Raw genomic sequence first — 26,504 nt, 5'->3', positions numbered from 1 at the left:
GAGTCATATTCATACCTCTGAGGCATATCGCTCAACAGCACATCGGCATGGCGGGCCAGCCGCAGCGGAGGGCTGGCCTCCACCGCGACACGGCTCAGGCCGGCGTGCCGGTGACGGTCAGGTTCCGTACCCGGCCGACGTTGTCGAACGAGCCGAAGCCCACCCGCCCCGAGCCGAACGTGGTGTCCTTCGCGGTCAACAGCGGGTCCTTGTGTCCGTCGACGTAGACCGCGATCTCACCGGTCGCCGGCAGGTGCACCACCCGGACGTCGTGCCACCGGGCATCGGTGATGGCCGGGTTGGCGCCGCGGGACCGGCCGTTCCACTGGTGGTCGATCCGCTCCCGGTCGGCGTTGTCGACCTTGAAGATGCCGTTGTGCGGATAGATCGTGTTGTCGGTGGAGAGGTGGGCGTAGTAGAACTCGGTGTCCGAACGCCAGCCGAACACGATGATCACATCACGGTTGGTGACCTCTACCGGGGTGTCGAGGCGTACCTGAGCGTCGACCTGCACCGACGACCACGTCGGGCCGGCGGTCAGTGTGGCGTACTCGAAGGGCCGGCGCGGGCCCGGCCGGCTCTCCCCGGCCTCGGCGAGGATGACCTGGTCGCGGGTGAACTGCCACTTGGCCGGCGTCACCGGCGTCCAGTTGGCGGCCCCGGCGGTACGGCGCAGGGTCGTGTGCCCGACATCGCCGCTGGCGAACTCCCTGGTCCCGGTCACCTTCCAGATCTTCCCATTGGCCTTCGCGACTAGATAGAGCTCACCGGCGGCGTCCGTGCCGAAGCGCAGATCCACCCGGTTGGGGTCGCCCGGCGCACCGGGCCCGGAGAGGTCCCGCATCCGGACCGGGCCGCCCGCCGCGTCGAAGAGCGCGAGCTGGTGGATCGGGGCCAGGCCACGGCCGCGGCGCATCTCGTTCGCCTCGGTGTAGAGCACCCGGCCGTCGACCAGGTCACCGAAGACGTACTTGCCGCGCAGCGCGGGCAGCGCCCGCCCCCGGTAGACGAACCCGCCGGCCACCGCGACACCGACGTCGTCGGTGCAGTTCCAGCCCGCGGCCGGGTCATGGTCGTACGCGGCGACCGGGTACGTGTAGCCGTACCGGTCGTCGTCGGCGGGCAGCGGGAACAACCGGTCGCACGGGTTCGTGGCCGCCCTGTCGAAGACGAAGGATCCCTCGCGCTCGCTCCAGCCGAAGTTGTCGCCGGCGCGGACCTCGTAGATCGCCTCGACGGCGTGCTCACCGATGTGCCCCAGGTACATCCGGCCGGTCGCCCGGTCCCAGCTGAACCGGTGCGGGTCCCGGAAGCCCACGGCGTAGATCTCGCCGAGCGCGCCGGTCTGGCCGACGAACGGGTTGCGGGGTGGGATGCCGTACCGCCCGTTGGCCGAGTTGGTACCCCGGGGGTCGATCCGCAGCAGTTTGCCGTGCGGCAGGCCCAGATTCTGCGGGTCGGTGTTGCGGGCGCCCTGACCGCCGTCGCCGACCGCGAGGTACAGCAGGCCGTAGTCGGCGTCGTGGCGCTTGGCCGTCGGGTTGAAGTTGATCTCCTGGATGCCGTGCACCTGACCGCCGAAGCCGATGCGCAGCACCTCGCGGCGGGTACCGGCGAACGTGGCGGCGGCCGGGTCGGTCGCCGTCCACTCGGTGATGACACCGTGGTAGATCGCGTTCGGCTGGGTGTGGTCCGGCGGCGTGCTCGTCGCCGCCGAGGCCAGCTCGGTGTGGATGGTGTAGAACCGGCCGTTGGCACCGAACTCCGGGTGGAAGGCGACATACCCGAAGCCCTGGCCGAGACCACGACCGGAGAAGAACCGCGGCGCGAACGTCGCCGCCACGTCGAGGTAGACGTGCGGTACGCCGTCCTCGACCAGGTAGAGGTTGCCGTTCAGGTCGGGCACCGCGCGTCGGCCGGAGCCGTCGGGCAACTCCATGATGGTGTTGATCCGCGCGGTACGCATGAGCCGCGGGTCGGTCGGGGCCGGGGTGGGTCGTGACTGCGGGAGACTGGTGTACTCGCTGAGCACCAGCCCGAGCCGGGACTGGATCGGCATCTCGGGGATCGGGTCGTAGACCGCGTCGGCGGCCCGGGCGGGGCTGGCGACCAGGGTGGACAGGACCAGCGCGAGGGCGGCGAGGCCGGCGGTCAGCGCGGATCGGCGGACTCCGCCGGCGCGGCGGTGGAGGATGAGCACGCGTGTCTCCTTCTCGGTGGGACGGTGCCGAGGGTGGTCAGCGGGCCAGGTGGCGGTACTGCCTCCGGACGTCGTGCGCGGAGACCACACTGTCGAGGAACATCAGGCCGTCCATGCGGCAGTCACACGGGTTGCGCTCCAGCGTGTCCTGGGGAAAGCTTCCACCGATCTTGATGCCCCGAGGGTCGGAGGCCGTGGTCACGTGCGGGCCGGGCCCGGACACCAGCCACGGGTCGTCGGTGCGGGTGTAGAAGCCGTCCACCGGTTCGCCGTCACGGTAGAGGGCGAGTGCCCCGGTGCCGAAGTCGAAGGTGGCGGCGAGATGCACCCACTCCCCCACCGGCAGCAACTCCCGCCAGTCCTGGTTCGCGGCGAAGGTCTGGGAGTTGCCGCCGTCGAGGCGTCGGCCGAGCGCGACGAGACGCAACTCCCCGTCGACGTCGATCAGCTCCAGCAGGGCGCGGACGCCGTGGCCGTCGGAGTCGCCGGTCAGCACTCCGGCCAGCCCGATCGCGTTGTACCGGTCGTCCGGGTCGGAGGTGGTGGAGTTGGGCAGCGGGCTGTCCATGTTCAGCTTGAACCAGCCCATCACGGTGGTGCCACCGGTGGCACTGAAGGCGCGCAGCGTCCGCACACCGCTGGCCGACCAGGTGCCGGCCTTCCAGTCGTCGTTGCCGGCCACCGCCGGGTCGACCTGCCGCGTCCGCACCGCGTTGCGGCTGCCCCGGTACGCGTGGTCCGGCACCCGCATCGCGGCCCCGCCGTTGGACATGGGCGTTCACCTCACTTCACGGCAGGCCGGTGCCGGTCACGTAAGCGCTTACGTAAGCGCTTACGTACCCTAGGCTTCGATGAACGCCACTGGCAATAGATCGGGTGGCGTAGATGTCTTTGGGGGTTGCGGATGCCCAGGGCCAACCAGCGGCCGCGCCTCGTGGACGTGGCCGAACATGCCGCCGTCTCGCTGGCGACCGCATCCCGGGCCCTCGCCGGCCGCGAGGGGGTCAGCGCCGAGGTGGCCGACCGGATCCGGCAGATCGCGCACGAGCTGGGATACGTCGCCAACCCGTACGCCCGCACCCTGGCCAGCGGGGCCAGCTCCACCGTGGGCCTGATCGTCCACCAGGTCGACGACCCGTACTTCTCCGAGATCGCCGCCGGAGTCATCCAGCTCGCCGCCGAACAGGGGCTGCTGGTGCAGATCTGCCAGTCCGGACGCGACCCCGACTACGAGTTGCAACAGCTGCGCCACCTGATCGCCCAGCGGGTCGGCATCGTACTGATCAGCGGCTCCGGCTACGACGACCCACGGGTGGAGGCTGCGGCCCGCGCCGAACTGGCCGCGTTCCAGGACCACGGCGGACGCGCCGCGGCCATCGGACGGCACGCGCTCGGCATCGACGCCGTCCTGCCGGACAACGAGGCCGGCGGTGTCGCACTCGCCCAGCACCTGATGGACCTCGGTCACCGGCGGATCGCGGTCGCCGCGGGCAGCGCCGGTCTCACCACCGTCGCCGATCGGCTGGCCGGTGTGTCGTCGGCCCTGCGGCAACGGGGTCGGTCCCCCGCCGACCTCGTCGTCGTGCACAGCGACTTCACGCGCGGCGGCGGGCGTGCGGCCACCGAGCAGATCCTCAACGAGCATCCGGACACGACAGCGATCATCGCGCTCAACGACGCGATGGCCATGGGTGTGCTGTCGACGCTGCGGTCCCGCGGTGTGCCGGTGCCCGCGCGGATGTCCGTCGTCGGCTTCGACGACGTCTCCGTGGCGGCCGACCTCGCGCCCAGCCTCACCACCATCCGCCTGCCGATGACCGAGATGGGCCGCACGGCGCTCACCCTCGCGCTCAAACCACGCGCGACACGCCCCCGCCGCCGACCCACGGGGCACCTGCTGGTCGTCCGCGACTCGACCGGGCCCGCACCGAAGACCTGACCACCTCGGCCGCCTCACACCGCCAGGGCCGCGCGGACCTCCCGTTCCGCCGTGACGCCCCCGTCGCCGTGCGAGGTGACCCGGCCGGATTCCAGTACGTGATAGCGGTCCGCCACCCGCAGCGCGAAACCGAGGTGCTGCTCGACGAGGAGCACGCTGAACCCGGACTGTCGGGTCAGCTCGATGATCCGCTCCTGGATCTCCGCGACCACCGACGGTTGGATGCCCTCGGTCGGTTCGTCGAGCATCAGCAGCCGCGGCCGGGTGATCAGCGCCCGGGCGATGGCCAGTTGCTGGCGCTGACCGCCGGAGAGCAACCCGGCCCGGCGCCGCAGCAGCGGGCGCAGTGCCGGAAAGAGATCCAGCACCTCCGCGGTGGCCACCGCACCGTCGCGCCGGCCGTCGGCGACCAGCCGCAGATTCTCCGCCGCGGTCAGGTGCGGGAAGCACTGCTGGCCCTGCGGGACGTACGCCATCCCCCGCGCCACCCGATCGTGCGGCCCGAGGCGGGTGACGTCCTCGCCGTCCAGCTCGACGATGCCGGCGCTCGGGCGCAGCAGGCCGGCCGCGACCCGCAGCAGGGTGCTCTTGCCGGCGCCGTTGTGCCCGAGTACCGCGGCCACCCCGTCGGGCGGGACGTCGAGGTCGACACCGTGCAGCACCCGACTACGCCCGTACCCGGCGTGCACCCCGCGCAGCGTCAGCATCATGCCTCCCGACCGGTGGGGGCCGACCCGGCGTCGACCGGGTGGCCAAGGTAGACCTCCTGCACGCGCGGGTCGGCCTGGACCTGCGCCACCGTGCCCTCGCTGAGCACCCGACCGGCGTGCAGCACGGTCACGCTGCGCGCGAATCGGCGCAGGAAGTCCATGTCGTGCTCGATCACCACGACCGTGCGGTCCTGGCTCACCGTCTCCAGCAGGGCGCCGGTGGCGTCGCGTTCCTCGTGACTCATCCCGGCGACCGGTTCGTCGAGCAGCAGCAGGCGGGCGTCCTGCACCAACAGCATGCCGATCTCCAGCCACTGCTTCTGGCCGTGCGCGAGCGTCCCGGCGGGGTGCCCGGCCCGCTCGGCCAGCCCGATGGTCTCCAGCGCGGCGGCCACCTCGTCGGGAACCTCCCGTCGACGGCGGGCCAGAGTCGCCAGGCTGCGCCGAGCACCCGCCGCGATGTCGAGGTTCTGCAGCACGGACAGTTCTTCGAACACCGCCGAGGTCTGGAAGGTCCGCCCGATACCCAGCCGGCTGATCCGGTGCACCGGCCGGCCGAGCAACTCGTGGTCACCGAACCGGACCGAACCGGTGGCCCGGACCAGCCCGGTGATCGCGTCGACCAGGGTGGTCTTGCCGGCACCGTTCGGCCCGATCAGGAACCGGATGTCGCCTGCGGGCACCTCCAACGAGACGCCGTCGACCGCCGTGAAACCGTCGAAGCTGACCCGCACGTCGCGGACGGACAGACCGTCCAGCCGGTCTCCGCTCATGCTGCCGGCACCTCCGTCCGCTCGACACGCCGTCGACCCAGTGGCAACCACCCACGCCGGCGCGACTCCGCGTCGCCGGCACGGCGGCGCGCCAGCGCCCACAGCGACGCCAGGCCGCCGGGGAGGAACGCCACCACCACCACGAAGAGCAGACCCTGCAGGTACGTCCAGGTGCCGGGGAAACGCTCCGACAGAGTGGTACGCGCCCAGGCCACCGCCACCGCGCCGAGCACCGGACCGAGCAGGGTCGCCCGTCCACCCACCGCGACCCCGATGACGAACTCGATCGACGGGACGATGCCGATCAGCGCGGGCGAGATGATGCCCACCGCGGGCACGAACAGCGCCCCGGCCAGGCCGGCCATCCCGGCGGCGACGACGTACGCGACGAGCTTGACCGACGCCGGGTCGTAGCCGAGGAAGCGGACCCGCTCCTCACCGTCGCGGACCGCCACCAGCAGCTCGCCGTAGCGGCTGTGGATGAGTTGGCGGGTCAGCGCGAGCAACGCCAGCAGCGTCCCGGCGATGATGAAGTAGACCATTCGCTGGTTGACCGGGTCGTCCAGGTCGTAGCCGAAGAAACCCTTGATGTCGGTGAGCCCGTTGGTGCCGCCCGTCGTGCCCTGCTGCCCGATCAGCAGGATCACCATCGCGGCGGCGAGCGCCTGACTGAGGATGGCGAAGTACGCGCCTCGGACCCGGCGGCGGAAGACCAGCGAGCCGAGCCCGAAGGCGACAACCATCGGCAGCAGCACCGTCGCGGGCAGCGCGAACCACGGACTGGCGAACGGTCTCCACCACAGGGGCAGTTCGTCGAGCTGCCCGTACAGCAGCATGAAGTCGGGCATCCCACCCGGGCCCGCGTCGGCGAGCTTGAGGTGCATGGCCATCGCGTAGCCGCCGAGGCCGAAGAAGACGCCCTGGCCGAGGGTGAGCATCCCGCCCCGACCCCAGGCGATCCCGATGCCGACCGCGACCATGGCGACGCAGAGGTACTTGGCGAGCAGCGACAGCCGGAAGTCCGACAACACCAGGGGCGCCACGGCGAACAGCAGCGCCGCGCCGAACGCGAAGCCGGCCGCCGTGCGCAGCCGGAAACGACCACCGGGCCGGGCCGGGGGTACGACGCCGGTGGGCGCCGGATCATCGGCGATGCTGGGGGGCGCGGGGGTGACGGCGGTCATGCGAGGCTCCTGGTCCGCAGGGTGAACAGGCCCTGTGGCCGCCACTGGAGGAACGCGACGATCGCCACGAACACGATCACCTTGGCGACGCTGAGGGTGGTCAGGTACTCCCCGGTGGCCTGCAGCACACCGAGGGCGAAGGCGACGATGACGCTGCCCTTGAGCTGGCCGATCCCACCGACCACGACGACCAGGAAGGCATCGATGATCAGGTTGGTGCCCATGGTCGGGCCGATCGGACCGAGCAGGGTGAGCGCCACCCCGGCGAGCCCGGCCAGGCCGGAACCGAGGAAGAAGGTCGTCCGGTCGACCCGGGCGGTGGGGACGCCGGACACCGCGGCGAGGTCGCGGTTCTGCACCACGGCCCGGATGCGACGCCCGAGTGGGGTGAGCCGCAGCGCCAGGGTGAGCGCGGCGACAGCGGCCAGCGCCAGGGCCAGGATGAACAGCCGGTTGTTCGCGATGGTCAGCCCGCCGGGCAACGCCACGTTACCGGTCAGCAGTTCGGGGGCACGGGTCTGCACGTTCGGGCTGCCGAAGACGTCGCGGGCCAGTTGCTGCAGCATCAGCGACACTCCCCAGGTGACCAGCAGGGTGTCCAGCGGCCGGGCGTAGAGCCGGCGGATGAGCAGGATTTCCAGCAGGACGCCCATCGTGCCGGCGACCACGAACGCCACCGGCAACGCGACCACCAGCGACCAGCCGGCCCCGGTGATGCTCTGCTGCAGGACATAGGTGGTGTACGCGCCGGCCATGATGAACTCACCGTGCGCCATGTTGATCACGTTCATCTGGCCGAAGGTCAGCGCGAGGCCGAGAGCGATGAGCAGCAGCACCGCGCCGATGCTGATGCCGGTGAAGAGTTGACCGAAGAGGACTGTCACGGTGGGTACTCCGTACTGCTGGTCGGGTGGCCCGGGCGGACCGCGCGGCAACGCGCCCCGCCCGGGCCGGCGTCGTCAGCTCAGGCCACTCGCCCAGGGGTAGGTCTTGAGGTACGGGTCCGGCGAGACCGGCTTGCCGGAGTTCCACACCTCGGTGATCAGGCCGTCCGCGCCGACCTTGCCGATCCGGGCGGTCTTGGCGATGTGCTGCGTCGTACCGTCGACGGTGACCGTGCCCTCGGGGGCGTCGAACGTGATCCCACCCGAGGCGGAACGGACCTTCTCCACGTCGAACGCGCCGGCCTTCTCGACCATCGCCTTCCACAGGTGCACCGCGACGTACGCGGCCTCCATCGGGTCACTTGTCGGCTTGTCCGCGCCGTACTTCGCCTTGTACGCGGCCACGAACTTCGAGTTCGCCGCCCCGGGGGTGGTCTGGTAGTAGTTCCAGGCGGTCAGCTGACCCTCCAGGTACTGGGTGCCGATGCCCTTCACCTCCTCCTCGGCGATCGACACCGACACCACCGGCATCGCGGTCGCGGTCAGGCCAGCCGACTTGTATTCTTTGAAGAAGGCCACATTGCTGTCACCGTTGAGGGTGTTGAACACGGCGTCGGCGCCCGACGATTTGACCTTGTTGACGATGGTGCCGAACTCGGTGGATCCGAGCGGCGCGTAATCCTCGCCGAGCACCGTCATCCCGTTCGCGGCGGCGTACGCCTTGATGATTTTGTTCGCGGTGCGGGGAAAGACGTAGTCGCTGCCGACCAGATAGACCGACTTCGCACCCTGTGCCTTGAGGTAGTCGAGCCCGGGAACGATCTGCTGGTTGGTCGTCGCACCGGTGTAGAAGATGTAGGGCGATTGTTCCAGCCCTTCGTACTGCACCGGGTAGAACAGCAACGCCTTGTTCTTCTCGAACACCGGCTTGACCGCCTTGCGACTGGCGGACGTCCAGCAGCCGAAGACGGCGGCGACCCGGTCCTCGGAGATGAGCTTCTCCGCCTTCTCGGCGAAGGTGGGCCAGTCCGAGGCGCCGTCCTCACCGATCGGCTGGATCTTCTTGCCGAGGACTCCGCCGGCCGCGTTGATCTCGTCGACGGCGAGCATGATGGAGTCGCGGACGGTGACCTCGCTGATCGCCATGGTCCCGGAGAGCGAGTTGAGCAGGCCCACCTTGACGGTGTCGCCGGTGACGTCGGCCGTGACGCCGGTCGCGCTCGGATCGTCGGTGGTCTTGCTGCCGCACGCGGTCATCGCGGCCGCGGCGACCAGGGTCATGGCACCCGTCAGGATGCGGCGGCCCCGGAATAGTGACATCAAGTCTCCCCTGCGGTGCACGTCGAGTGGCGATTGGACGGAGGGTGCGGTCCGGTGGAGCTGACGTGGGCGACGCCGAGGTCGGCGGGTGGACGCCGCCTGCGGGCACCGGTTCGAATATGGGCAGGCAAAGCGTCGACCGGCATCATTGCGCGGGTGTTTCCCAGTCCTTAATTGACTGTTTCCGCGCTGCTGGTGAGACGTCAACGAAAATCGGCCGGCACCCGTTGAGGAACGGTGCCGGCCGCGCGGAGAGACTCGATAAAAATGTCACCACAATGGTCGGCGGGCGATTCCGCCGACGGTGGGCGCACAATGGGGACGGGTGACCTCAGAGGCCAGATCCTTCACACAGGAAGCATCTTAGGGTCGGATCGGGTGGAGCTGTCAAGGGTCTGGTCGGCCGCTGGGACGGCTGTCGGCACCCGAGTCAGAGTTGAGCGAGCACGGTGAAGTCGAGCCCATCGGCCTCGGCCAGGTAGATGCGCTGTCGCACGTGCCGCCCGCGCAGCCGCAGCCGCCCGCGCGGCCCGTGGTACGCCACGGAGTCGGCGGCCGTCTCGATGGCCCGCACGTCGAGGGTGCGGGCCTGACCGATCAGCGCGGCCAGCAGCATCACACCCTCGTAGCAGGACTCCCCCAGGCTGCCCAGCGGTGGTGCCTCGACCCCGAAACGACTGGCGAACTCGCCGTGGAAGTCGAGGTTCTCCTGTGTCACCAGCCCGGCGAAGAAGCCCGCGGTGCTGTACAGCCGTCGCGTCGCGCCGGCACCGCTGGCCAGCAACATGTTCTCGTCCATCAGCGTGCTCAGCCGAAGACAGCGCTGGTCCAGGCCGGTTCGGGCGAACGCTCGGTTGAACCGCACCGCGTCCGCACCGACCAGCAGCATCAACACCGCGTCCGCGTCGCTGTGCTCGATGCGACGCAACACCTCGCCGAAGTCGTGCGCGTCCAACGGCAGGAAATGCTGACCCACCACCTGCCCGCCGCCGCGCAGCGCGTACCGCTGGGCCGCTCCCGCCGTTCGCCGCGGCCACACGTAGTCGTTACCGACCACGAACCACCGACGCACCCCCTGCTCGCGGGCGAGCAGCCGCATCGCCGGCCACAGTTGGGCATCCGGCGTCTCGCTGGTCAGGAAGACCCCTTCGGTACGCTCACCACCCTCGTACAGCGCGGTGTAGACGTACGGAACCCGGTGCGCGACCCGAGGTGCCAGCGCCTGGCGCACCGAGGAGATGTGCCACCCCGTCACCCCCTGCACCGCCCCCACCGAGACCAGCGCCTCGACCTCGGCGGCCACCTCGGCCGGCGGTGCTCCGCCGTCGACCGGCACCAGCCGCACCTCTCGACCCAGCACGCCGCCGCACCGGTTGATCTCCTCGACTGCGAGTTGCGCGCACAGCTCGCAGGTGGGGCCGAACATGCCGGCCGGCCCGCGCATCGGGTAGACCAACGCGATGCTGACCACGGCACGGTCGACGGTCAGCCACGGCGGTGCCGGCGCGGACATGTGCACATGATTGCCCGGCCCAGGACGGAAGGCCAGAGCTCACCACGGACCGGGACGACTCGCTACCATGACAGGGCCACCGGCCCAGGGGGTTTCATGTCAGACGTGCCCGGGGCGCCAGCCGACCTGCTGCGCTCGCTCACCCGCGCCGAACGGCTGCTCTCCCGCCGGCTGGGCGCCGTCCTGGCCGGCGACGCGCTGACCATCGAGGCGTGGCGGGTGCTCTGCCTGCTCGCCGACGGCCAGGGGCACCCGATGAGCGAGGTGTCCGCCGAGGCCTCACTGCCTCCGGGCACCCTCACCAAGTTGGTCGACCAGTTGGTCGACCGCAACCTCGTCTTCCGTCGAATCGACCCGATGGACCGTCGGCGGATCCGCGCCTATCTCACCGCCCGGGGTCGGCGCGAGCACGCCCGCCTCGACGAGCGGGTCCGAGCCAGCCTGGCAGAGCTGGGCATTTCGCCGACCGTCGAGCTGGACGTGCCGTCGGCCGCCAGTTTGGTCAGCGCGCTCGACGACCTGATCGACCGCCTCGACCCGGCCCGCCGTGCGACCCCCTCATCCCATCTCGCCGCCGCGACCCTGCCGACGCCAGCGCAGTCGCCAACCCGCGCCTACTGACCCGCACGCACTGACCCCGCGCTCGCTGACCCCGCGCTCGCTGAGCCCCACTCGCCGACCCCGCCCCAGCAGCCGAGGGGTGCGCTGGTGGCCGGGGGCGCGTCGGCGGACCGGCTTCTGGATGAGTTGTCACAGCAGGCCGGCCTGACCGGCAGGTCACCTGAGAGCGATATACCTGTGAGTCATATTCATGCCTCAGAGGTATATCGCTATCAAGCAGCACCGCCGTCGTGGGGCGATCGTGCCGGGCGCCTAGAACAGGCGATCGACCAGTCTCGGCGCATGGGACCAGCAACACCAGGAACAGTGCGCGCATGCGACCAACACACCGCGCGGCCTGCCAACGACCGCGCAGCCAGCCCGCAGCACGCAGCCAGCCACGACCGCACCGCCCGCCACGACCGCGTAGCCAGCCCAGACCGCGTCGGCGGCCGGCGCGGTAACTCCTAGCCCGTGAGATGGGCACGCAGGGTGTGTGCGTCCGGGGCGGTGGCGGTCCACAGTGTCGCCGGGCCTCCGGCCAGCGGCAGTCGGGCGGCGGTCACGTCGGACCGGACGTACGCCGGTTCGGCCGGCCGCGACGGGTCCACCACCAGCAGCGAGCCGGTGGCCGGTGCGCCATCGAGCACGGCCGGCCCCGCCCAGCCGGGTGCCTGCGGTCCCACGGCCAGGGACTGCCGCAGCAACGGCCGGCCCGCGTAGTCGACCTGGGTGTGCACGACCGCGCCGCCGGGTGCCTCGCCGTACCGGCCGCAGATCAGCTCGTCGCGCCAACGGAGGCTGGCCCCGGCGGCCAGGCCGATCCGGGATTCGGCCAGGTGCGCGCAGCCGGCCGCCGCGACCAGTTGTTCGGGTAGCCAGTGCAGCGTGGCACCGGCCTGGACCTCCGCCCGTACCGCCATCCGGGACACGGCACCGGGCCGGCCCGGTAGGGCGATCGACGCGGCGACGGTGTGCACCCGGACCGCCGCGTCCGGCCCCACCTCGATCTCCAGCCGCAGATCGTCGCCGGCGATCGGGCCGGCCGCCCCGCCGACGAGGTGCACCGTGGCCACACCGTCGTCGGTCGGGGTCTGCCGCAGCAGTAGCGGCGTTTCGCTGTGCAGCTCGACCAGGACCGTGCCGCCCCGGCCGTCGGCCCGGGCAACCAGCCGGGCGAGCGCTCGCATCAGGCCGGACCGACCGGTACGGCGACCGGATGCAGGGTGGCGTGGTGAGCCAACTCGTGCCGGATCCAGTCGGCGACCCGGCCCGCCATGGGGTCACCCACGATGGACAGGAAGAGGGTCGGCAGGTCGCCGCGCCGGGCCCGCGCGTCACGCTCCATCACGGCGAGGTCAGCGCCCACCAGCGGTGCCAGGTCGGTCTTGTTGATCACGAGGAGGTCGGCGGCGGTGACCCCGGGCCCGCCCTTGCGGGGCACCTTGTCCCCTCCCGCCACGTCGACCACGAAGATCTGCCGGTCGACCAGACCTCGGCTGAACGTCGCGGTCAGGTTGTCCCCGCCGCTCTCCACCAGCACCAGGTCCAACGGGCCGACCGTCTCGGCCAACTCGTCCACGGCATCCAGGTTGGCGCCGATGTCGTCGCGGATCGCGGTGTGCGGGCAACAACCGGTCTCCACCGCGCGGATCCGGGCCGGGTCCAGCACTCCGGCCCGCCGGAGAAAGTCGGCGTCCTCGGTCGTGTAGATGTCGTTGGTCACCACGCCGAGCCGTAGCTCGTCGGCGAAGGCACGGCAGAGCGCGGCCACCAGGGCCGTCTTGCCGGACCCGACCGGGCCGCCGATGCCGACCCGCAGTGCACGACCCGCACGCGCCAGCGGAGGGTGTGGGTCCACCCCTGGTTCGGGGTGGGTGTGGGGAACGGTCTCGTCGTGCGGTGGGGCGGCCGCCAGCGACGGGATCGGCTCGACAGTGGGCACCGCGTTCGGCACAGCAGTGTCAGGACGCAAAGAGACGCACCTCCCAGGTGGCATGGATTTCGGCATGGATGTCGGCGAGCGGAGCGGCCGCGGCGGGTAGCCGCTCCGGTGGATCGTCGGCTGCCTGCGCCGCGTCGGCCGCCGTGCCGTCGCAGGCCTCGGCGAGACCGACCAGCAAGGCCTGGACCTGGTACGGGTCGAGACCGAGCAGGCGCACGCCGGCGCTGGCCGCCCCGGTCACCGTCCCGTACGCGGCGACCGTGGCGGTCTCGACACGGGACAACCCCGCTGCGGCACAGAGCTGCCCGAGCACCAGCGGTTGGTGCACGCCGTCGGACGTCGCGGGCAGGTCGCCGAACGGCGCATCCGGCCAGATGGCCCGGCCGGCGCGCAGCAGCGCACGACCCTGTCGGCGGGAGATCGTCCGCAACGTCGGCGACGCGGTACGTGCGTCCAGCTCCACGTCGAGCTGGGCCAACGTGCACGACCGCACGGCGGACCGGGCCAGCATGCCCGTCCGTGCGGTCGACCCGACGGCGTCGGCGGATTCTGCTGCGTCGACAGCTCCGTCGACCGCGACCCGGTGTGCGGCTGCCGCGAACGCCGCACCGACGAGACCGGCGGTGGCCAGGCGTCCGGCCAGGAACGCCTCCAACGAGACCAGGTCGGTGACCCGGCCCGCCGCGACGGCCGCCTCCAGACCGCCGGAGTGCGCGTGCGCCCCGGCCGGGAAGCGTCCGTCTGCCAGCAGCAACAGCAGGCTCGGCGTCGCCATCAGAACAGGAAGTAGCGCTGGGCCATCGGCAGGCGGGTCACCGGGTCCGGCTCCACCACCACACCGTCGATCCGTACGGTGAAGGTGTCCGGGTCCACCTCGATTCGCGGCATCGCGTTGTTCTCCGGCAGGTCGGCCTTACCCCGTGACCGCACGTCGTTGACCGGCACCACCCGGCGTCGCACGTCCAGGCGGAGCCCTGCCTCCAGGGCCGCCGGCGCCACGAAGGCCAGGCTGGTCGCGGCCGCCGCAGTGCCGTACGCGCCGAACATCGGCCGGGGCAGCACCGGTTGCGGTGTCGGGATCGAGGCGTTGGCGTCACCCATCTGGGCGTACGCGATCATGCCGCCCTTGAGCACCAGGTGCGGCCGTACGCCGAAGAACGCCGGGTCCCAGAGCACCAGGTCGGCGAGCTTGCCCGGCTCGACCGAGCCGACCTCGTGCTCCAACCCGTTGGCCATGGCCGCACAGATGGTGTATTTGGCCACGTACCGTCGGGCCCGGTGATTGTCGGCGGCGCCGTCACCCGGCAGTGCGCCGACCCGGTCCTTCATGACGTGCGCGCTCTGCCAGGTTCGCATGATCACCTCGCCGACACGGCCCATCGCCTGCGCGTCGGAGCCGATGATGGAGATCGCCCCGAGGTCGTGCAGCAGGTCCTCGGCGGCCATCGTGGATGGTCGGATCCGGCTCTCGGCGAAGGCCAGATCCTCCGGCACGGACGGGTTGAGGTGATGGCAGACCATCAACATGTCCAGATGCTCGGCGAGGGTGTTGGCGGTGTACGGCCGGGTCGGGTTGGTCGACGACGGCAGCACGTTCGGTTCACTGGCCACCGTGATGATGTCCGGTGCGTGCCCGCCACCGGCTCCCTCGGTGTGGTACGAGTGGATGGCCCGCCCGCCGATCGCCCGCAGGGTGTCGGCCACGAAGCCGGCCTCGTTGAGCGTGTCGGTGTGGATCGACACCTGGACGCCGGACGCGTCCGCCACCCGCAGGCAGGCGTCTATCGCCGCAGGTGTGGTGCCCCAGTCCTCGTGCAGCTTGAACCCGCCCGCGCCGGCCCGCAACTGCTCCCAGAGCGCCTCGCTGGAGACGGTGTTGCCCTTGCCGAGCAGCAGCACGTTGACTGGCAGAGTGTCCAGGGCCTCGTGCATCCGGGCCAGGTGCCAGGCGTTCGGGGTGACCGTGGTCGCCCGGGTCCCCTCGGCCGGCCCGGTGCCGCCTCCGACCATCGTGGTGATGCCACTGGCCAGCGCCTCGGTGACGATCTGCGGGCAGATGAAGTGCACGTGGGTGTCGACCGCGCCGGCGGTGAGGATCCGCCCGTTGCCGGCGATCACCTCGGTCGACGGGCCGATGACCAGGTCCGGATGGACGCCGGGCATGGTGTCCGGGTTGCCGGCCCGACCCAGGGCCGCGATCCGCCCGTCGCGCAGCCCCACGTCGGCCTTGACCACTCCCCAGTGGTCGAGCACCACCGCGCCGGTGATGACGGTGTCCAGCGCACCCTCGGCCCGGGTGACACGGGACTGCCCCATCGACTCGCGGATCACCTTCCCGCCGCCGAAGACGGCCTCGTCGCCGCCCACGCAGTGGTCGGTCTCCACCTCGATCAGCAGGTTGGTGTCGGCGAGCCGGATCCGGTCACCGGTCGTCGGCCCGTACAGGTCGATGTAGCGGTCCCGCCGCACGGCGGTCACCGCGGCGACCCGTCGGCAATCGCCGCGTGCGGCGGCGGGTCCAACGGTCCCGCGCACTCTCCGCGCAGGCCCGGCACGATCCGTGCCCCGCCGAGCGGTACGAGGTCGACGCTGCGGTTGATACCCGGCTCGAACCGGACCGAGGTGCCTGCCGGAACGGCGAGCCGCTGCCCCCAGGCCGCGCCCCGGTCGAAGGACAGCGCCGGGTTGGCTTCGGCGAAGTGGTAGTGCGAGCCGACCTGCACCGGGCGATCGGCGGTGTTGACCACAAGCAGGGTGGTCACCGGGCGGCCCACGTTGATCTGCACCGGGTCGGCCGCCGGCAGGATCTCCCCGGGGATCACGGGATCGGGTGGTGCACCGTCACCAGCTTGGTGCCGTCCGGGAACGTTGCCTCCACCTGCACCTCCCTCAGCAGCTCGGGGATACCGTCCTGGACGTCGTCACGGCCGAGCACCGTTCGACCGGCGGACATCAGGTCGACCACCGACCGGCCGTCGCGGGCCCCTTCGAGGAGGAACGCGGTGAGCACCGCCACGGCTTCGGGGTAGTTGAGGCGCAGGCCGCGTTCGCGGCGGGCGCGGGCGACATCGGCCGCGACGTGGATGAGCAGGCGGTCCTGCTCGTGCGGGCTGAGGAACACGGGGCTCTCCCGGTGGGGTCGGCGTGCCCGGCTCGCCGTCGGCTCCGCACGGAGCCGCGCCGGGCATCAGCGCCCGGGGACGAGCTGGGAGTCACACGACCGCCGGGTCACCGCCGACGGGTCGACCCGGGACTCCACCATCCCGGCCCGCACGACGGGCAACCGGCGGTGTCGGGTCGGATGCGGACCGCACCGCCCACCGCTGAGCAGACCGTAGAGGATCGCCACCGGCCGAGGCAACAGTCCACCGTGTGTCCTGACCCCCGACGGCGTGCGAGGCGGTGGGAGCATGATCTGGGCGGGCTTTCCGTCGTCCCCGGTCGGGCCTCGGCGCGATCGGGCACCGGCAACCGGGGAGGCACCCGATGCAGGAGTCAGCGCCTGCGGCGAACGGCGACGGCGAGCGGCGGCTGCGGACGCTCACCGTGGTCGGGGTGGCCGCCAACGTCCTCGGTGTGGTCACGACGGTGGAGGGCGTGCTGCGCCGGGACGTACTGCTGATCGTCCTCGCCCTCACCGCCGTGCTGCTGCTCGGCGGGTTCTGGTTCTGGTACCAGCGAACCAGGCTGGCGGTCGCCCTGCTCGCACTCGGCTGTGTGCTGCTCGGCGGTGTTGTGGCGACACAGGTCGGCCGCCAGTCGTCGCCGCCACCCGTCGCCGGTGGCACCACGACGCCGACACCGTCGACAGTGGGCGGAGCCTCGCCGCCGAGCACCGCCGCAACCCCGACCGTGGGGTCCTCTCCGACGCCAGCCACTCCGACCGCCCCCGGTACGGCAGTGGTCGACCCGGACGCGCCGCGCGTCCTCGTGGACGGCAACGTGGTGCTGCCCCGCGGCGCGGCGGTCGACGTCGACCGGCCGGATCAGCAGGTTGTCGCGAAGCACACCGACGGGGCCACCGACGGGCTCGACCTGTACCACGACTGGGGGCAGGTGCGGTCGGACAACATCCAGGTGGCCAACCCGCCGAACGTGTACCAGTACTCCGGCGGCAACCCCGGTCGGGCGTACCCGGTCTGCGCCGTCGACGGCTCCGGGTCGGCACGGGCGTCGTTCACGCCGGGGGCGGACTTCTGCTTCCGTACCTCGGAGGGGCGCGTCGGGTTCGCAACCATCACCCGGACCCGCGACGACCAGGCATTCGTCGTCTATGTCGTGGTCTGGGACGCCACCGGCCTCTGAGGTGGGTGGTCGGCGGGATTCCGGTGCTGGTCGGGATGGCAGCCCGCAGCACGGTGGTGAGCCTCGCGGCGCGGCGGGTCGGCCGGTCAGCGGGCCACGACGGGCTGCGGCGCTGGCCCCCGGGTGAAGGGGATGTCGACGTGGTCGGCGGTCCCCGGCTGGCCGTCGGGGTGCTGCCAGAGCCCGCGGTCGCGCAGGATCGGCAGTACGCCCTCACCGAACCAGTACGCCTCCTCCAGGTGCGGATAGCCGGAGAGGATGAACTCGTCGATGCCGAGTGCGTGGTATTCGGCGATCCGGTCGGCGACCTCGGTGTGGCTGCCCACCAGTGCGGTGCCGGCCCCACCGCGGACCAGCCCGACCCCCGCCCACAGGTTGGGTGCGACCTCCAGGCCGTCGCGGGAGCCGCCGTGCAGGTCGAGCATCCGGCGCTGCCCCTCGGACTCGCTGCGGCGCAGCCCCTCCTGCACCGACCGGATGTCGGCCTCTGAGACACCGTCGAGCAGGCGTTGGGCCTGCGTCCAGGCCTGCTCGGCGGTGTCCCGGACGATGACGTGCAGCCGAATGCCGAAGCGCAGTTCGCGCCCGACGTCGGCGGCCAGCGCCCGGACCCGCTCCAGTTTGGCGGCGACCAGGGCCGGTGGCTCGCCCCAGGTGAGGTAGACGTCGCTGTGCCGCGCTGCCACCGGCAGGGCGGCCGCGGAGGAGCCACCGAAGTAGACCGGCGGGACCGGGTCGGGCAGGCGGTGCAGCCGTGCCTGCTCGACGTGCACGTGCGCGCCGGCGTGGTCGACCGTCTCGCCGCGCCACAGCGCGCGCACGACGTGCAGGAACTCGTCACACCGGGCGTACCGGGCGTCCTTGTCCAGGAAGTCGCCGTAGGCCCGCTGCTCCGTCGACTCGCCGCCGGTGACCACGTTGAGCAGCAGCCGGCCCCGGGACAGCCGCTGGAAGGTCGAGGCCATCTGGGCGGCGAGCGTGGGGGTGAGCAGCCCGGGTCGGAAGGCGACCAGGAACTTGAGCCGCTCGGTCACCTCGGTGAGCATCGCGGTGCTGAGCCAGGCGTCCTCGCACCAGGCGCCGGTCGGGGTGAGGGCGCCGACGAAGCCGAGTTGCTCGGCTGTGCGGGCGATCTGCCCCAGGTAGGCCACGCTGGCCGGGCGGGCGCCTCCGGCGGCACCGGTCGGTACGCCGTGTCCGCCGCCGACGATGTCCCGGCTGTCGCCGTTGGTGGGCAGGAACCAGTGGAAGGTGAGGGTCATCTCGGCTCTTTCCGTGTGGGCACGGCGGGTATGGGTCCGGCGGCGCACGCGGCGAGCGGGCACCTCCTGAGGGGTGGGACGATCCCACCGACAGCCTACCCATAAAACCTACCGGGTTAGTAGGCTACCGCCCACGGCGCCGACAGCCGTCGATGCGCCCCAACCCACATGCCCGACCCGAGGAGCCGCCATGCCCACGCCGTCGACGAGCCGCCCCCCGCATCGCCGCCTCCTGACGGCCGCGCTCACCACCGTGGCGCTGCTCGCCACGGTGGCGGTGAGCGCGTGCGGCGGGCCCGCCGATGCGGGCGGCAGCAAGGGCAAACTCCGCGTCGGCTACCAGCGCTTCGGCGGGCTGAGCCTGGTCAAGGCGCGCGGCGCCGCACCGGATGTGCAGTGGTCACTGTTCGAGAGTGGCCCGGCGCTCACCGAGGCGCTCAAGGCAGGGTCCATCGACATCGGACAGGTCGGCGAGGCGCCACCCGTCTTCGCCGCGGCCGGGAAGATTCCGTTCTCCATCATCGGCACCTCGGCGCCGATCCCGCAGGGTGAGGCCGTGCTGGTCAAGGCAGACCGTGGCTACCGCACCTTCGCCGACCTGAAGGGCAGGACGATCGCCCTGAACAAGGGCTCCAACGTGCACTGGCTGCTGGTCCGGCTGCTGGAGGCGAACAACATGACTCTGAAGGACATCCAGGTCAAGTACCTCAAGCCCGCCGAGGGGCGGCCCGCGTTCGACGGCGGCCAGATCGACGCCTGGGTGATCTGGGACCCGTACTTCGCCCTGGCCGAGCAACCGGGTGTCCAGGTGCTCGCCGACGCGACCGGCCTGGCCAGCAACCGCGAGTACGTCCTGGCCGCACCCCAGGCGGTCGACAAGCGGTCCGACGAGATCCGGGCGTTCCTCCAGCGCTACCGCGAGGTGACCGACTGGGGCATCACCCACCCGGAGGAGCGGGCCAGCACCCTCGCGCCGGAGCTGAAGATCCCGCAGGACGTCACCAGCCGCGCCCTGGCCCGCAGCGCCAAGCCCCTCGCCCCGGTCAGCCCGGCCATCGGCGACGAACTTCAGGCGATCACCGACAGCTTCATCGCCTTGGAGCTCATCCCGGGACCGGTCGACCTTCGAGCGCGGGTCGACGACCGGTTCAGCGCGGTGTTCCAGTGAGTCGTACGACGCTCGTCGAGGCGCCCGACGAGGTCACGGCGGCGGCGCCGGTCGTACCCCGCCGTCAGCGGCCGGCCCGGCGCTGGCGGCGGGTGGTGAGCCCGGTGGTGCTGGTCCTGGGCTGGGAGTTGGCCGCACGGACCGGGCTGCTGGCAGCGGAGAAACTGCCCGCGCCCAGCGACGTCCTGGTCACCGGTTGGCGGTTGAGCCGGGACGGAACGCTCGGCATCCACCTGCTGGACTCCCTGACCCGGGCTGGGGCGGGCCTGCTGATCGGCGGTCTCCTGGCCCTGGCCCTGGGCACCGTGGCCGGGCTGTTGCGGCTCGGCGACGACCTGGTCGACCCCCCGGTGCAGATGGCCCGGATGCTGCCGCACCTGGGCCTCGTCCCGTTGCTGATCATCTGGGTCGGCATCGGTGAATCGCTCAAGATCAGCCTGGTCGCCCTGGGCGCGTTCTTCCCGATCTACTTCAACACCTACGCCGGCATCCGGGACATCGACGAACGGCTGGTGGAGGCGGCCCGCACCTGCGGCCTGGGGCAGGCCGCCCGACTGCGGCACGTGGTGCTGCCCGGGGCGCTGCCGTCGCTCTTCCTCGGCCTACGGCTGGCGATCGGCGCGGCCTGGCTCAGCCTGGTCGTCGGCGAGCAGGTCAACGCCCAGACCGGGATCGGCTTTCTGATGATGGAGGCGCGGGAGTTCAGCCAGACCGACGTGGTGGTGCTCGGCCTGCTCGTCTACGCGCTGCTGGGGCTGATATCCGACCTTGCGTTGCGCATCCTGGAGAGGAGGATGTTGACATGGCGTCGCGGACTGCGGGCCACCTGAGCGGCGCGACGCCGGTGTTGACCGCCCACGCGGTGCACCGGGCGTTCGGGCCGACGGTCGTGCTGGCCGGGGTCGACCTGACCATCGCACGGGGCGAGGTGGTGGCCCTGCTCGGTGGCAGCGGCTCCGGCAAGAGCACGCTCCTGCGGATTCTCGCTGGACTGGACGGCGAGGCCAGCGGCGAGATCGTCGTGCACGGCACCGCCGCCGTGGTCTTCCAGGAGCACCGGTTGCTGCCGTGGAAGCGGGTGGCGCCCAACGTCGGCCTCGGGCTGTCCGGGGCGGACACCGACGGGCGGATCCAGCGCGCACTGGCCGAGGTCGGGCTCGCCGATCGGCACCGCGCCTGGCCGGCGGAGCTGTCCGGCGGGCAGGCGCAACGGGTGGCCGTCGCGCGAGCCCTGGTCCGCGAACCGGACCTGCTGCTGCTCGACGAGCCGTTTGGCGCCCTGGACGCGCTGACCCGACTGCGGATGCAGGTCCTGCTGCGCCGGTTACGCGCCGAGCACGGCTTCGCCGCCCTGCTGGTCACCCACGACGTGGAGGAGGCGCTCCTGCTCGCCGACCGGATTTTGCTCCTCGACGAGGGCCGCATCGCCGCGGACCTGCCCGTCGACCTCGCCCCCACCCGTACGCCGGACGATCCGGCATTCGGCGCGCTGCGCCGCCACCTGCTCGACCGACTCGGAGTTCCCACCACCTGACGAGCGGAGCTGTGATGACCCGCTGGACCCCCGATCCCACCTTCTACCCCTCGCCCCGCGAGGCGGCGACCGCGCCGGCGGAGAAGCTCGCCTACGTGGCCGCCTTCGACCGTACGGCCAGCCGCCCGGATGCCATCGTGGTGCTGGACACCGACCCCGACTCCCCCGACTACGGCCGGGTCGTCGGCTGGACCGACCTGCCGCACCTCGGTGACGAGCTGCATCACTTCGGTTGGAACGCGTGCAGCAGCGCGCTCTGCCCGACCGCGCCGCACCCACACGTCGAACGGCGCTATCTGATCGTGCCCGGTCTGCGGTCGTCGCGGATCCACGTCGTCGACACCCAACCCGACCCCCGCCAGCCGCAGGTCGTCAAGGTGATCGGGCCGGAGGAACTGGCGGAACGGGCCGGGTACTCCCGCCCGCACACCGTGCACTGTGGTCCGGACGGCATCTACCTCTCCGCCCTCGGAGGCGCGGACGGCGCCGAGGGGCCGGGAGGCATCGCCATCCTCGACCACACCACGTTCGAGGTGCGCGGGGCGTGGGAGGCCGACCGGGGCCCGCAGTTCCTGGCGTACGACGTGTGGTGGCACCTCACCCAGGACGTGCTGGTCACCAGCGAGTGGGGCACCCCGTCGATGATCGAGGACGGCATCATCGGCGAGTTGCTGCTGGGCCGCCGCTACGGCCACGCCATCCACTTCTGGGACCTCGCGAAGCGTCGACACGTGCAACGGGTCGACCTGGGCGACGCGTACCAGATGCCGCTGGAGTTACGCCCGGCGCACGATCCGACGAAGTCGTACGGGTTCGTGGGGGTGGTGATCAGCGTCGAGGACCTGTCCGCCTCGATCTGGCTGTGGCACCGTGACGGCGATGCCTGGGCGGTCACGAAGGTGATCGACATCCCGGCCGAGCCGGCGGACCCGGCGAACCTGCCCGATCTGCTCAAGCCGTTCGGAGCGGTGCCGCCGCTGGTGACCGACATCGACCTGTCGGTCGACGACCGCTTCCTCTACGTCTCCTGCTGGGGCACCGGAGAGCTGCGCCAGTACGACGTCAGCGACCCGATGCGCCCCGTGCAGACGGGCTCGGTGCACCTTGGCGGGATCGTCCGCCGTACGGCGCATCCGGCTGCCCCCGACGAGGCGTTGGCCGGCGGTCCGCAGATGGTGGAGGTCAGCCGCGACGGAAAACGGGTCTACGTCAGCAACTCCCTCTACGGCGCGTGGGACGACCAGTTCTACCCCGACGGGGTGGGTGCCTGGCTGGCCAAGCTCGACGTCGACGTCGACGCCGGAGGGCTCACCCCCGACGAGAGGTTCTTCCCCCACGGGGACGAGTTCCGCGGCCTGCGGGTGCACCAGACCCGGTTGCAGGGCGGGGACGCGTCCTCCGACTCGTACTGCTTTCCGTGACCGTCACCACCTGGGCGACGCTCGCGGCGCTCGGCGCGTTCCACGGCCTGAACCCGGCGATGGGCTGGTTGTTCGCGGTGGCCCGGGGCCTGCAGGAACGCAGCCGGGCGGTCCTGCTGCGGTCGCTGCTGCCGATCGCGGCGGGACATCTCGCCTCGGTGGGGATCGTCGCCGCGCTGGTGACCGCGACCCGGTCGGTGACGGCGAGCACCACCCTGGCGGTGGTCGGCGGGGTGCTGCTGGTCGCCTTCGGGCTGTGGCGGCTGCTCTCCCAGCGGCACTTCCGCTGGGCGGGGATGCGGTTGTCCGCGGCGCAACTCGCGGGCTGGTCGTTCCTCATGTCGTCGGCGCACGGCGCGGGGCTGATGCTGCTGCCGGTGCTGGTCACGGAGCCGGTGCCCGGAGGCCACCCCGGGCACCTGAGCGCCGCCCCGGTCGGCGCGCTGGCCGGGCTCGCCGCGGCGGGGGTGCACACCGTGGCCATGCTCGGCACGGCCCTGGTCATCGCGATGCTGGTCTACCAGGTGCTCGGGGTCGGGGTGCTGCGTCGGGCCTGGTTCAACGTGGACCGCCTGTGGGCTGGCGTGCTGGTCACCGCCGGGCTGGTGACGCTGATCCGGGCCTGACCCCCGAGCGACGCCCATAGTGGAGGGACGCTTTCTGTGATCTCATGTCGCGATGAACACTCCGACTCCCCTGATGCGTCTGGTGGCCGGTGTATGGGGGTTCAAGACCCTCGCGGTCGGCGTCGAGCTCGGCCTGTTCACCCGGTTGGCCGGTGGGCGGACGATGACCGTCGACCAGGCCGCCGCCGAGTTCGGGCTGCCCGACCGGCCCGCTGACCTGCTGCTGGCGGCCAGTGCCTCGCTCGGCCTGTTGGAGAAGGCCGGCGACGGGTACTGCAACTCCGAGTTGGCCGAGCAGTTCCTGGTCGAGGGTCGCCCGTACTACTTCGGGGCCCAGGTGCGCTACTCGGACCAGCGCACCTACCTGCCCTGGCACCGCATCGGCGAGGCTCTGCGCACGGATCGGCCGTTGACCTGGGACCCGGAATCCCAGCAGTCGATGTTCGACACCTCCGACCCGGAGATGCTGGCCCAGTTCTGGGATGCCATGTTCTCCACGTCCAGCTTCACCGCCACCGCGCTGGCCGACGCGTACGACTTCTCCGGGCACAACCGTCTGCTCGACGTGGGCGGCGGTGCCGGGGCGTTCCCGATCGAGTTCTGCCGACGCCTGCCTGAGCTGCGGGCGACCGTCCTGGACCTGCCGCACGTCTGCGTACGGGCGCGGGAGCGGATCGCGGAGGCGGGCCTGACCGGGCGGATCGACACGTTCGCCGGGGACTTCCTCGCCGACCCGGCGCTGCCCGGCGGGCACGACGTCATCCTGCTCAGCATGATCCTGCACGACTGGGACGAGCCGACGAACCGGGCGCTGCTGGCCCGGTGCCACGCGGCGCTGCCGCCGGGCGGGACGATCGTCGTCTGTGAACTGCTGCTGAACGACGAGCGCACCGGGCCGCCCGAGGCGGCGCTGATGGGCATGAACATGCTGGTCGAGACCGAGGGCGGCCGAAACTACTCGGGCGCCGAATATGCCGCCTGGCTGACCGATGCCGGCTTCGTCGACGTGCGTACGGTGCCGTTCGACGCTCCCGGGGCCAACGGCGCGGTGGTGGCCCGGCGGCCCTGACGACCGACGACACCCGGCCCCGGGAGGGGCCGGGTGTCGCAGCGTCCTCGCGGCGCTGGTGTCCGAACGGCTACCGGTACGGGTCAGGCGCGAGCCTTGGCCGGCTGCTTCATGAAGTCCATGATCGCCTTGTTGATCTCGTCGGCGTGTGTCCACGGAATGCCGTGCGGCGCGCCCTTGAGCGTGATGAGCTGGCCGGTCGGCATCATCGGGCCGAGCCGCTGACCGGTAACCGGATAGGGCAGCACCCGGTCCTGGTCACCCTGCACGATCAACACCGGAATATCGATCTTCTTCAGGTCGGGCCGGAAGTCCTCCTGCCAGGAGTCCACGCTGTCGTGGGTGCCCTTGGCGGAGGCCATCGCACCGATCTGCCAGTGCGCCCGGTACGCCTCCTCGCTGACCCGCTTGCCCATGTTCTGATCCGGGTTGAAGAACGCGTCGCAGAACGACGTCAGGTAGGCGAACCGATCCTTGATGATGGCGTCCTGGAAACCCTTGAAGAGGCTTCGCTCGACGCCCTCCGGATTGTCCTTGGCCTTGGCCAGCATCGGTTGCAGCGGGCTGAGCAGCACGGCCCGGCTCACCCGCTGGGAGCCGTAGTTGCCCAGGTAACGGATCACCTCGCCGGTGCCCATCGAGTGCCCCACCAGGGTCACGTCGCTCAGGTTCAGCTCGGTCATCAGGACGTCCAGGTCCGCGGCGAACGTGTTGTAGTCGTACCCGAACGTCGGTTGGGCCGAGTTGCCGTAACCGCGCCGATCGTAGGTGATCGTCCGGTATCCGGCGTTGAGCAGCGCGGTGGTCTCCTTCTCCCAGGTCGCGCCGTTGAACGGGAACCCGTGGATCAGCACCACCGGCTTACCGGAACCGTGATCCTCGTAGTACAGGTCGATGGGCGCGGAGTTTTCCGTTCCCACGGTGATGAAAGGCATGTTTGTCTCCTGCTCCGGTTTCGGGCTGTCGGACGTCTGCGCTTTCCCGCCGGATCGGCGGATATGCGGGCGGCCGAACAGGCCCCAGGCGGGCCGGGATCGGGTGCATGTCCACGGACATGGATTTCGGGCAGCGTGTGGTGACTCACAGCGGAACCGCCACCGACGGAGTTGTGGCTTGGCTCATAGTCGACCGCATCTCGCTACCCGAAAGTAGCGGCATATATTTCCGCTGCCGCCGCTCAGCCGGGCACCCGCGCCGCGGTGCTGGGCGTCGGTGAACTCCAGATTAATTCATTCGAACCCGCATGGGCAGGAACATCATCTTGAGCACCTTTCCGTCGCTTCTTCTCGTGCACGGCGCCTGGCACGGGCCCTGGGTCTGGCAGTCGCTCGTCGAGCGGTTCCCGGATATCGACATCCACACCGTTGCGCTACCCAGCGTCGGCAACGACCCCACTGCCCTCGGGGACCTCTACGACGACGCGGCCGTGGTCAAGGCCGCCGTCGCCGCCATCGACGGCCCGGTCGTGGTCGTCGCCCACTCCTACGGTGGTGCCCCGGTCACGGAGGCGCTCGCTGCCGCGGACAACGTACGCCGAATTGTTTATCTCGCTGCTTTCCAGCCGGACGTCGGCGATTCGCTCTTCTCCACCGCCGGTGGCGTTGCTCCGCCGTGGTGGGAGGTGCACGAGCAGTCGGACCTGAAGGGCAAGGGTCACATCGTGCCCGCGCAGCCCCGCGAGGTCTTCTACGGTGACGTCGAGCCGGAAATCGCGGAACAGGCCATTGCACAACTCGGACTCCAGTCCTGGGCCTCGACGCAGCAGCCGCTGACCGAGGCGGCGTGGCGCACCATTCCCAGCACCTACATCATTTGTGAGGCCGACAACGCTCTTCCGCCCTTCGCGCAGGAGCTCATGTCCAAGCGGGCCGAGCGAGTGTTGCGGATGAACTCCTCGCACTCGCCGTTCCTTTCTCAGCCCGCCGAGCTGGCCGCGCTGATCCGGGCGGAACTCTCCGCCTGACACACACGGCGCGGGTTGGGCGCTGCCACGGGCAGCGCCCAACCCCGCTCCGCACCACCACCCGGCCTCTGCGGTGCCGCACAGCCGA

General features: G+C 71.1%; 27 protein-coding genes. 10 read left to right on the top strand and 17 right to left on the bottom strand.

Annotated elements, in window-relative coordinates:
- Nucleotides 1-94 precede the first annotated feature (94 nt).
- Together C7C45_RS13140 and C7C45_RS13135 are read right to left on the bottom strand one after the other, a co-directional pair.
- Nucleotides 95-2,200 carry a PQQ-dependent sugar dehydrogenase gene (locus C7C45_RS13140; protein WP_110563928.1) on the bottom strand — a complete coding sequence of 702 codons (2,106 nt, stop codon included), beginning with the start codon at nt 2,198-2,200 and terminating at the stop codon, nt 95-97.
- 37 nt (nt 2,201-2,237) lie between these two features.
- Nucleotides 2,238-2,972 (bottom strand): LamG domain-containing protein, encoded by a 735-nt coding sequence (locus C7C45_RS13135; RefSeq protein ID WP_244200361.1) that lies wholly within the window; start codon nt 2,970-2,972, stop codon nt 2,238-2,240.
- Between the two features lie 132 nt (nt 2,973-3,104).
- On the opposite strand from C7C45_RS13135, the gene C7C45_RS13130 reads away from it, so the two are divergent.
- On the top strand, nt 3,105-4,139 hold the full coding sequence (locus C7C45_RS13130) for a LacI family DNA-binding transcriptional regulator (protein ID WP_110563927.1): 1,035 nt from the start codon (nt 3,105-3,107) through the stop codon (nt 4,137-4,139).
- 14 nt (nt 4,140-4,153) lie between these two features.
- Here the strand turns inward: C7C45_RS13130 and urtE are convergent, their stop codons facing one another.
- From urtE to C7C45_RS13100, 6 genes are all read right to left on the bottom strand, one after another.
- On the bottom strand, nt 4,154-4,846 hold the full coding sequence (gene urtE, locus C7C45_RS13125; protein WP_110563926.1) for an urea ABC transporter ATP-binding subunit UrtE: 693 nt from the start codon (nt 4,844-4,846) through the stop codon (nt 4,154-4,156).
- Nucleotides 4,846-5,622: an urea ABC transporter ATP-binding protein UrtD gene (urtD, locus tag C7C45_RS13120; protein ID WP_110563925.1), complete on the bottom strand. Its 777-nt coding sequence runs from the start codon at nt 5,620-5,622 to the stop codon at nt 4,846-4,848. The genes urtE and urtD overlap by 1 nt, the downstream gene beginning before the upstream one ends.
- Nucleotides 5,619-6,806: an urea ABC transporter permease subunit UrtC gene (gene urtC / locus C7C45_RS13115; protein WP_110563924.1), complete on the bottom strand. Its 1,188-nt coding sequence runs from the start codon at nt 6,804-6,806 to the stop codon at nt 5,619-5,621. Before urtC ends, urtD begins: the two co-directional genes overlap by 4 nt.
- Nucleotides 6,803-7,690: an urea ABC transporter permease subunit UrtB gene (gene urtB / locus C7C45_RS13110; protein WP_110563923.1), complete on the bottom strand. Its 888-nt coding sequence runs from the start codon at nt 7,688-7,690 to the stop codon at nt 6,803-6,805. The genes urtC and urtB overlap by 4 nt, the downstream gene beginning before the upstream one ends.
- A gap of 75 nt (nt 7,691-7,765) precedes the next feature.
- Nucleotides 7,766-9,010, bottom strand: a complete 1,245-nt coding sequence (gene urtA / locus C7C45_RS13105; RefSeq protein ID WP_110563922.1) for an urea ABC transporter substrate-binding protein — start codon at nt 9,008-9,010, stop codon at nt 7,766-7,768.
- Between the two features lie 430 nt (nt 9,011-9,440).
- Nucleotides 9,441-10,523, bottom strand: a complete 1,083-nt coding sequence (locus tag C7C45_RS13100) for a substrate-binding domain-containing protein (protein ID WP_110563921.1) — start codon at nt 10,521-10,523, stop codon at nt 9,441-9,443.
- A 96-nt stretch (nt 10,524-10,619) separates the two neighbouring features.
- Between C7C45_RS13100 and C7C45_RS13095 the strand changes: the two genes are divergently transcribed.
- The gene (locus tag C7C45_RS13095) at nt 10,620-11,144 is read left to right on the top strand and encodes a MarR family winged helix-turn-helix transcriptional regulator (protein WP_110563920.1); all 525 of its coding nucleotides are present in this window, start codon (nt 10,620-10,622) and stop codon (nt 11,142-11,144) included.
- Nucleotides 11,145-11,590: 446 nt separating this feature from the next.
- Here C7C45_RS13095 and C7C45_RS13090 read toward each other — a convergent pair whose 3' ends face one another.
- From C7C45_RS13090 to C7C45_RS34050, 7 genes are all read right to left on the bottom strand, one after another.
- Nucleotides 11,591-12,313, bottom strand: coding sequence for an urease accessory protein UreD (locus C7C45_RS13090; RefSeq protein ID WP_110563919.1), 723 nt, complete (start codon nt 12,311-12,313; stop codon nt 11,591-11,593).
- The gene (ureG, locus tag C7C45_RS13085) at nt 12,313-13,098 is read right to left on the bottom strand and encodes an urease accessory protein UreG (RefSeq protein ID WP_244200360.1); all 786 of its coding nucleotides are present in this window, start codon (nt 13,096-13,098) and stop codon (nt 12,313-12,315) included. The genes C7C45_RS13090 and ureG overlap by 1 nt, the downstream gene beginning before the upstream one ends.
- Nucleotides 13,088-13,843, bottom strand: a complete 756-nt coding sequence (locus C7C45_RS13080; RefSeq protein WP_110563918.1) for an urease accessory protein UreF — start codon at nt 13,841-13,843, stop codon at nt 13,088-13,090. Before C7C45_RS13080 ends, ureG begins: the two co-directional genes overlap by 11 nt.
- On the bottom strand, nt 13,843-15,546 hold the full coding sequence (locus C7C45_RS13075; RefSeq protein ID WP_110563917.1) for an urease subunit alpha: 1,704 nt from the start codon (nt 15,544-15,546) through the stop codon (nt 13,843-13,845). Before C7C45_RS13075 ends, C7C45_RS13080 begins: the two co-directional genes overlap by 1 nt.
- A complete protein-coding gene (locus tag C7C45_RS13070) occupies nt 15,543-15,890 on the bottom strand; it encodes an urease subunit beta (RefSeq protein WP_110563916.1) in 348 nt (115 codons plus the stop codon). The genes C7C45_RS13075 and C7C45_RS13070 overlap by 4 nt, the downstream gene beginning before the upstream one ends.
- Nucleotides 15,887-16,189, bottom strand: coding sequence for an urease subunit gamma (locus tag C7C45_RS13065; protein ID WP_110563915.1), 303 nt, complete (start codon nt 16,187-16,189; stop codon nt 15,887-15,889). Before C7C45_RS13065 ends, C7C45_RS13070 begins: the two co-directional genes overlap by 4 nt.
- A 66-nt stretch (nt 16,190-16,255) precedes the next feature.
- Nucleotides 16,256-16,417 (bottom strand): hypothetical protein, encoded by a 162-nt coding sequence (locus C7C45_RS34050; RefSeq protein ID WP_167454713.1) that lies wholly within the window; start codon nt 16,415-16,417, stop codon nt 16,256-16,258.
- A 137-nt stretch (nt 16,418-16,554) separates the two neighbouring features.
- Here C7C45_RS34050 and C7C45_RS13060 point away from each other — a divergent pair, with 137 nt between their 5' ends.
- Complete coding sequence (locus C7C45_RS13060) at nt 16,555-17,373, top strand: hypothetical protein (RefSeq protein ID WP_110563914.1); 819 nt, start codon at nt 16,555-16,557, stop codon at nt 17,371-17,373.
- A gap of 86 nt (nt 17,374-17,459) precedes the next feature.
- Here the strand turns inward: C7C45_RS13060 and C7C45_RS13055 are convergent, their stop codons facing one another.
- A complete protein-coding gene (locus C7C45_RS13055; RefSeq protein WP_110563913.1) occupies nt 17,460-18,635 on the bottom strand; it encodes an LLM class flavin-dependent oxidoreductase in 1,176 nt (391 codons plus the stop codon).
- Between the two features lie 190 nt (nt 18,636-18,825).
- Between C7C45_RS13055 and C7C45_RS13050 the strand changes: the two genes are divergently transcribed.
- From C7C45_RS13050 to C7C45_RS13025, 6 genes are read left to right on the top strand one after another with little or no spacing between them, the layout of a single operon-like run.
- Nucleotides 18,826-19,803 carry an aliphatic sulfonate ABC transporter substrate-binding protein gene (locus C7C45_RS13050; RefSeq protein ID WP_110563912.1) on the top strand — a complete coding sequence of 326 codons (978 nt, stop codon included), beginning with the start codon at nt 18,826-18,828 and terminating at the stop codon, nt 19,801-19,803.
- Nucleotides 19,800-20,633 (top strand): ABC transporter permease subunit, encoded by an 834-nt coding sequence (locus tag C7C45_RS13045; protein ID WP_110563911.1) that lies wholly within the window; start codon nt 19,800-19,802, stop codon nt 20,631-20,633. The genes C7C45_RS13050 and C7C45_RS13045 overlap by 4 nt, the downstream gene beginning before the upstream one ends.
- Entirely contained in the window at nt 20,606-21,337 is a 732-nt protein-coding gene (locus tag C7C45_RS13040) for an ABC transporter ATP-binding protein (protein WP_110563910.1), read from the top strand. The genes C7C45_RS13045 and C7C45_RS13040 overlap by 28 nt, the downstream gene beginning before the upstream one ends.
- Nucleotides 21,338-21,351: 14 nt before the next feature.
- On the top strand, nt 21,352-22,758 hold the full coding sequence (locus C7C45_RS13035; protein WP_110563909.1) for a selenium-binding family protein: 1,407 nt from the start codon (nt 21,352-21,354) through the stop codon (nt 22,756-22,758).
- Nucleotides 22,755-23,384 (top strand): hypothetical protein, encoded by a 630-nt coding sequence (locus tag C7C45_RS13030; RefSeq protein WP_110563908.1) that lies wholly within the window; start codon nt 22,755-22,757, stop codon nt 23,382-23,384. The genes C7C45_RS13035 and C7C45_RS13030 overlap by 4 nt, the downstream gene beginning before the upstream one ends.
- Nucleotides 23,385-23,436: 52 nt before the next feature.
- Nucleotides 23,437-24,453, top strand: a complete 1,017-nt coding sequence (locus C7C45_RS13025) for a methyltransferase (protein ID WP_110563907.1) — start codon at nt 23,437-23,439, stop codon at nt 24,451-24,453.
- A gap of 83 nt (nt 24,454-24,536) precedes the next feature.
- Here the strand turns inward: C7C45_RS13025 and C7C45_RS13020 are convergent, their stop codons facing one another.
- On the bottom strand, nt 24,537-25,388 hold the full coding sequence (locus C7C45_RS13020; RefSeq protein ID WP_110563906.1) for an alpha/beta fold hydrolase: 852 nt from the start codon (nt 25,386-25,388) through the stop codon (nt 24,537-24,539).
- Nucleotides 25,389-25,714: 326 nt separating this feature from the next.
- On the opposite strand from C7C45_RS13020, the gene C7C45_RS13015 reads away from it, so the two are divergent.
- Nucleotides 25,715-26,416: an alpha/beta hydrolase gene (locus C7C45_RS13015; protein ID WP_208641158.1), complete on the top strand. Its 702-nt coding sequence runs from the start codon at nt 25,715-25,717 to the stop codon at nt 26,414-26,416.
- Nucleotides 26,417-26,504 lie beyond the last annotated feature (88 nt).

The organism is Micromonospora arborensis, assembly GCF_003205615.1.
In the GTDB taxonomy this organism is placed as follows: Bacteria; Actinomycetota; Actinomycetes; order Mycobacteriales; family Micromonosporaceae; genus Micromonospora; species Micromonospora arborensis.
Note: the sequence above shows the minus strand (reverse complement) of the source record. Positions and strands in the feature narration are given on the sequence as shown.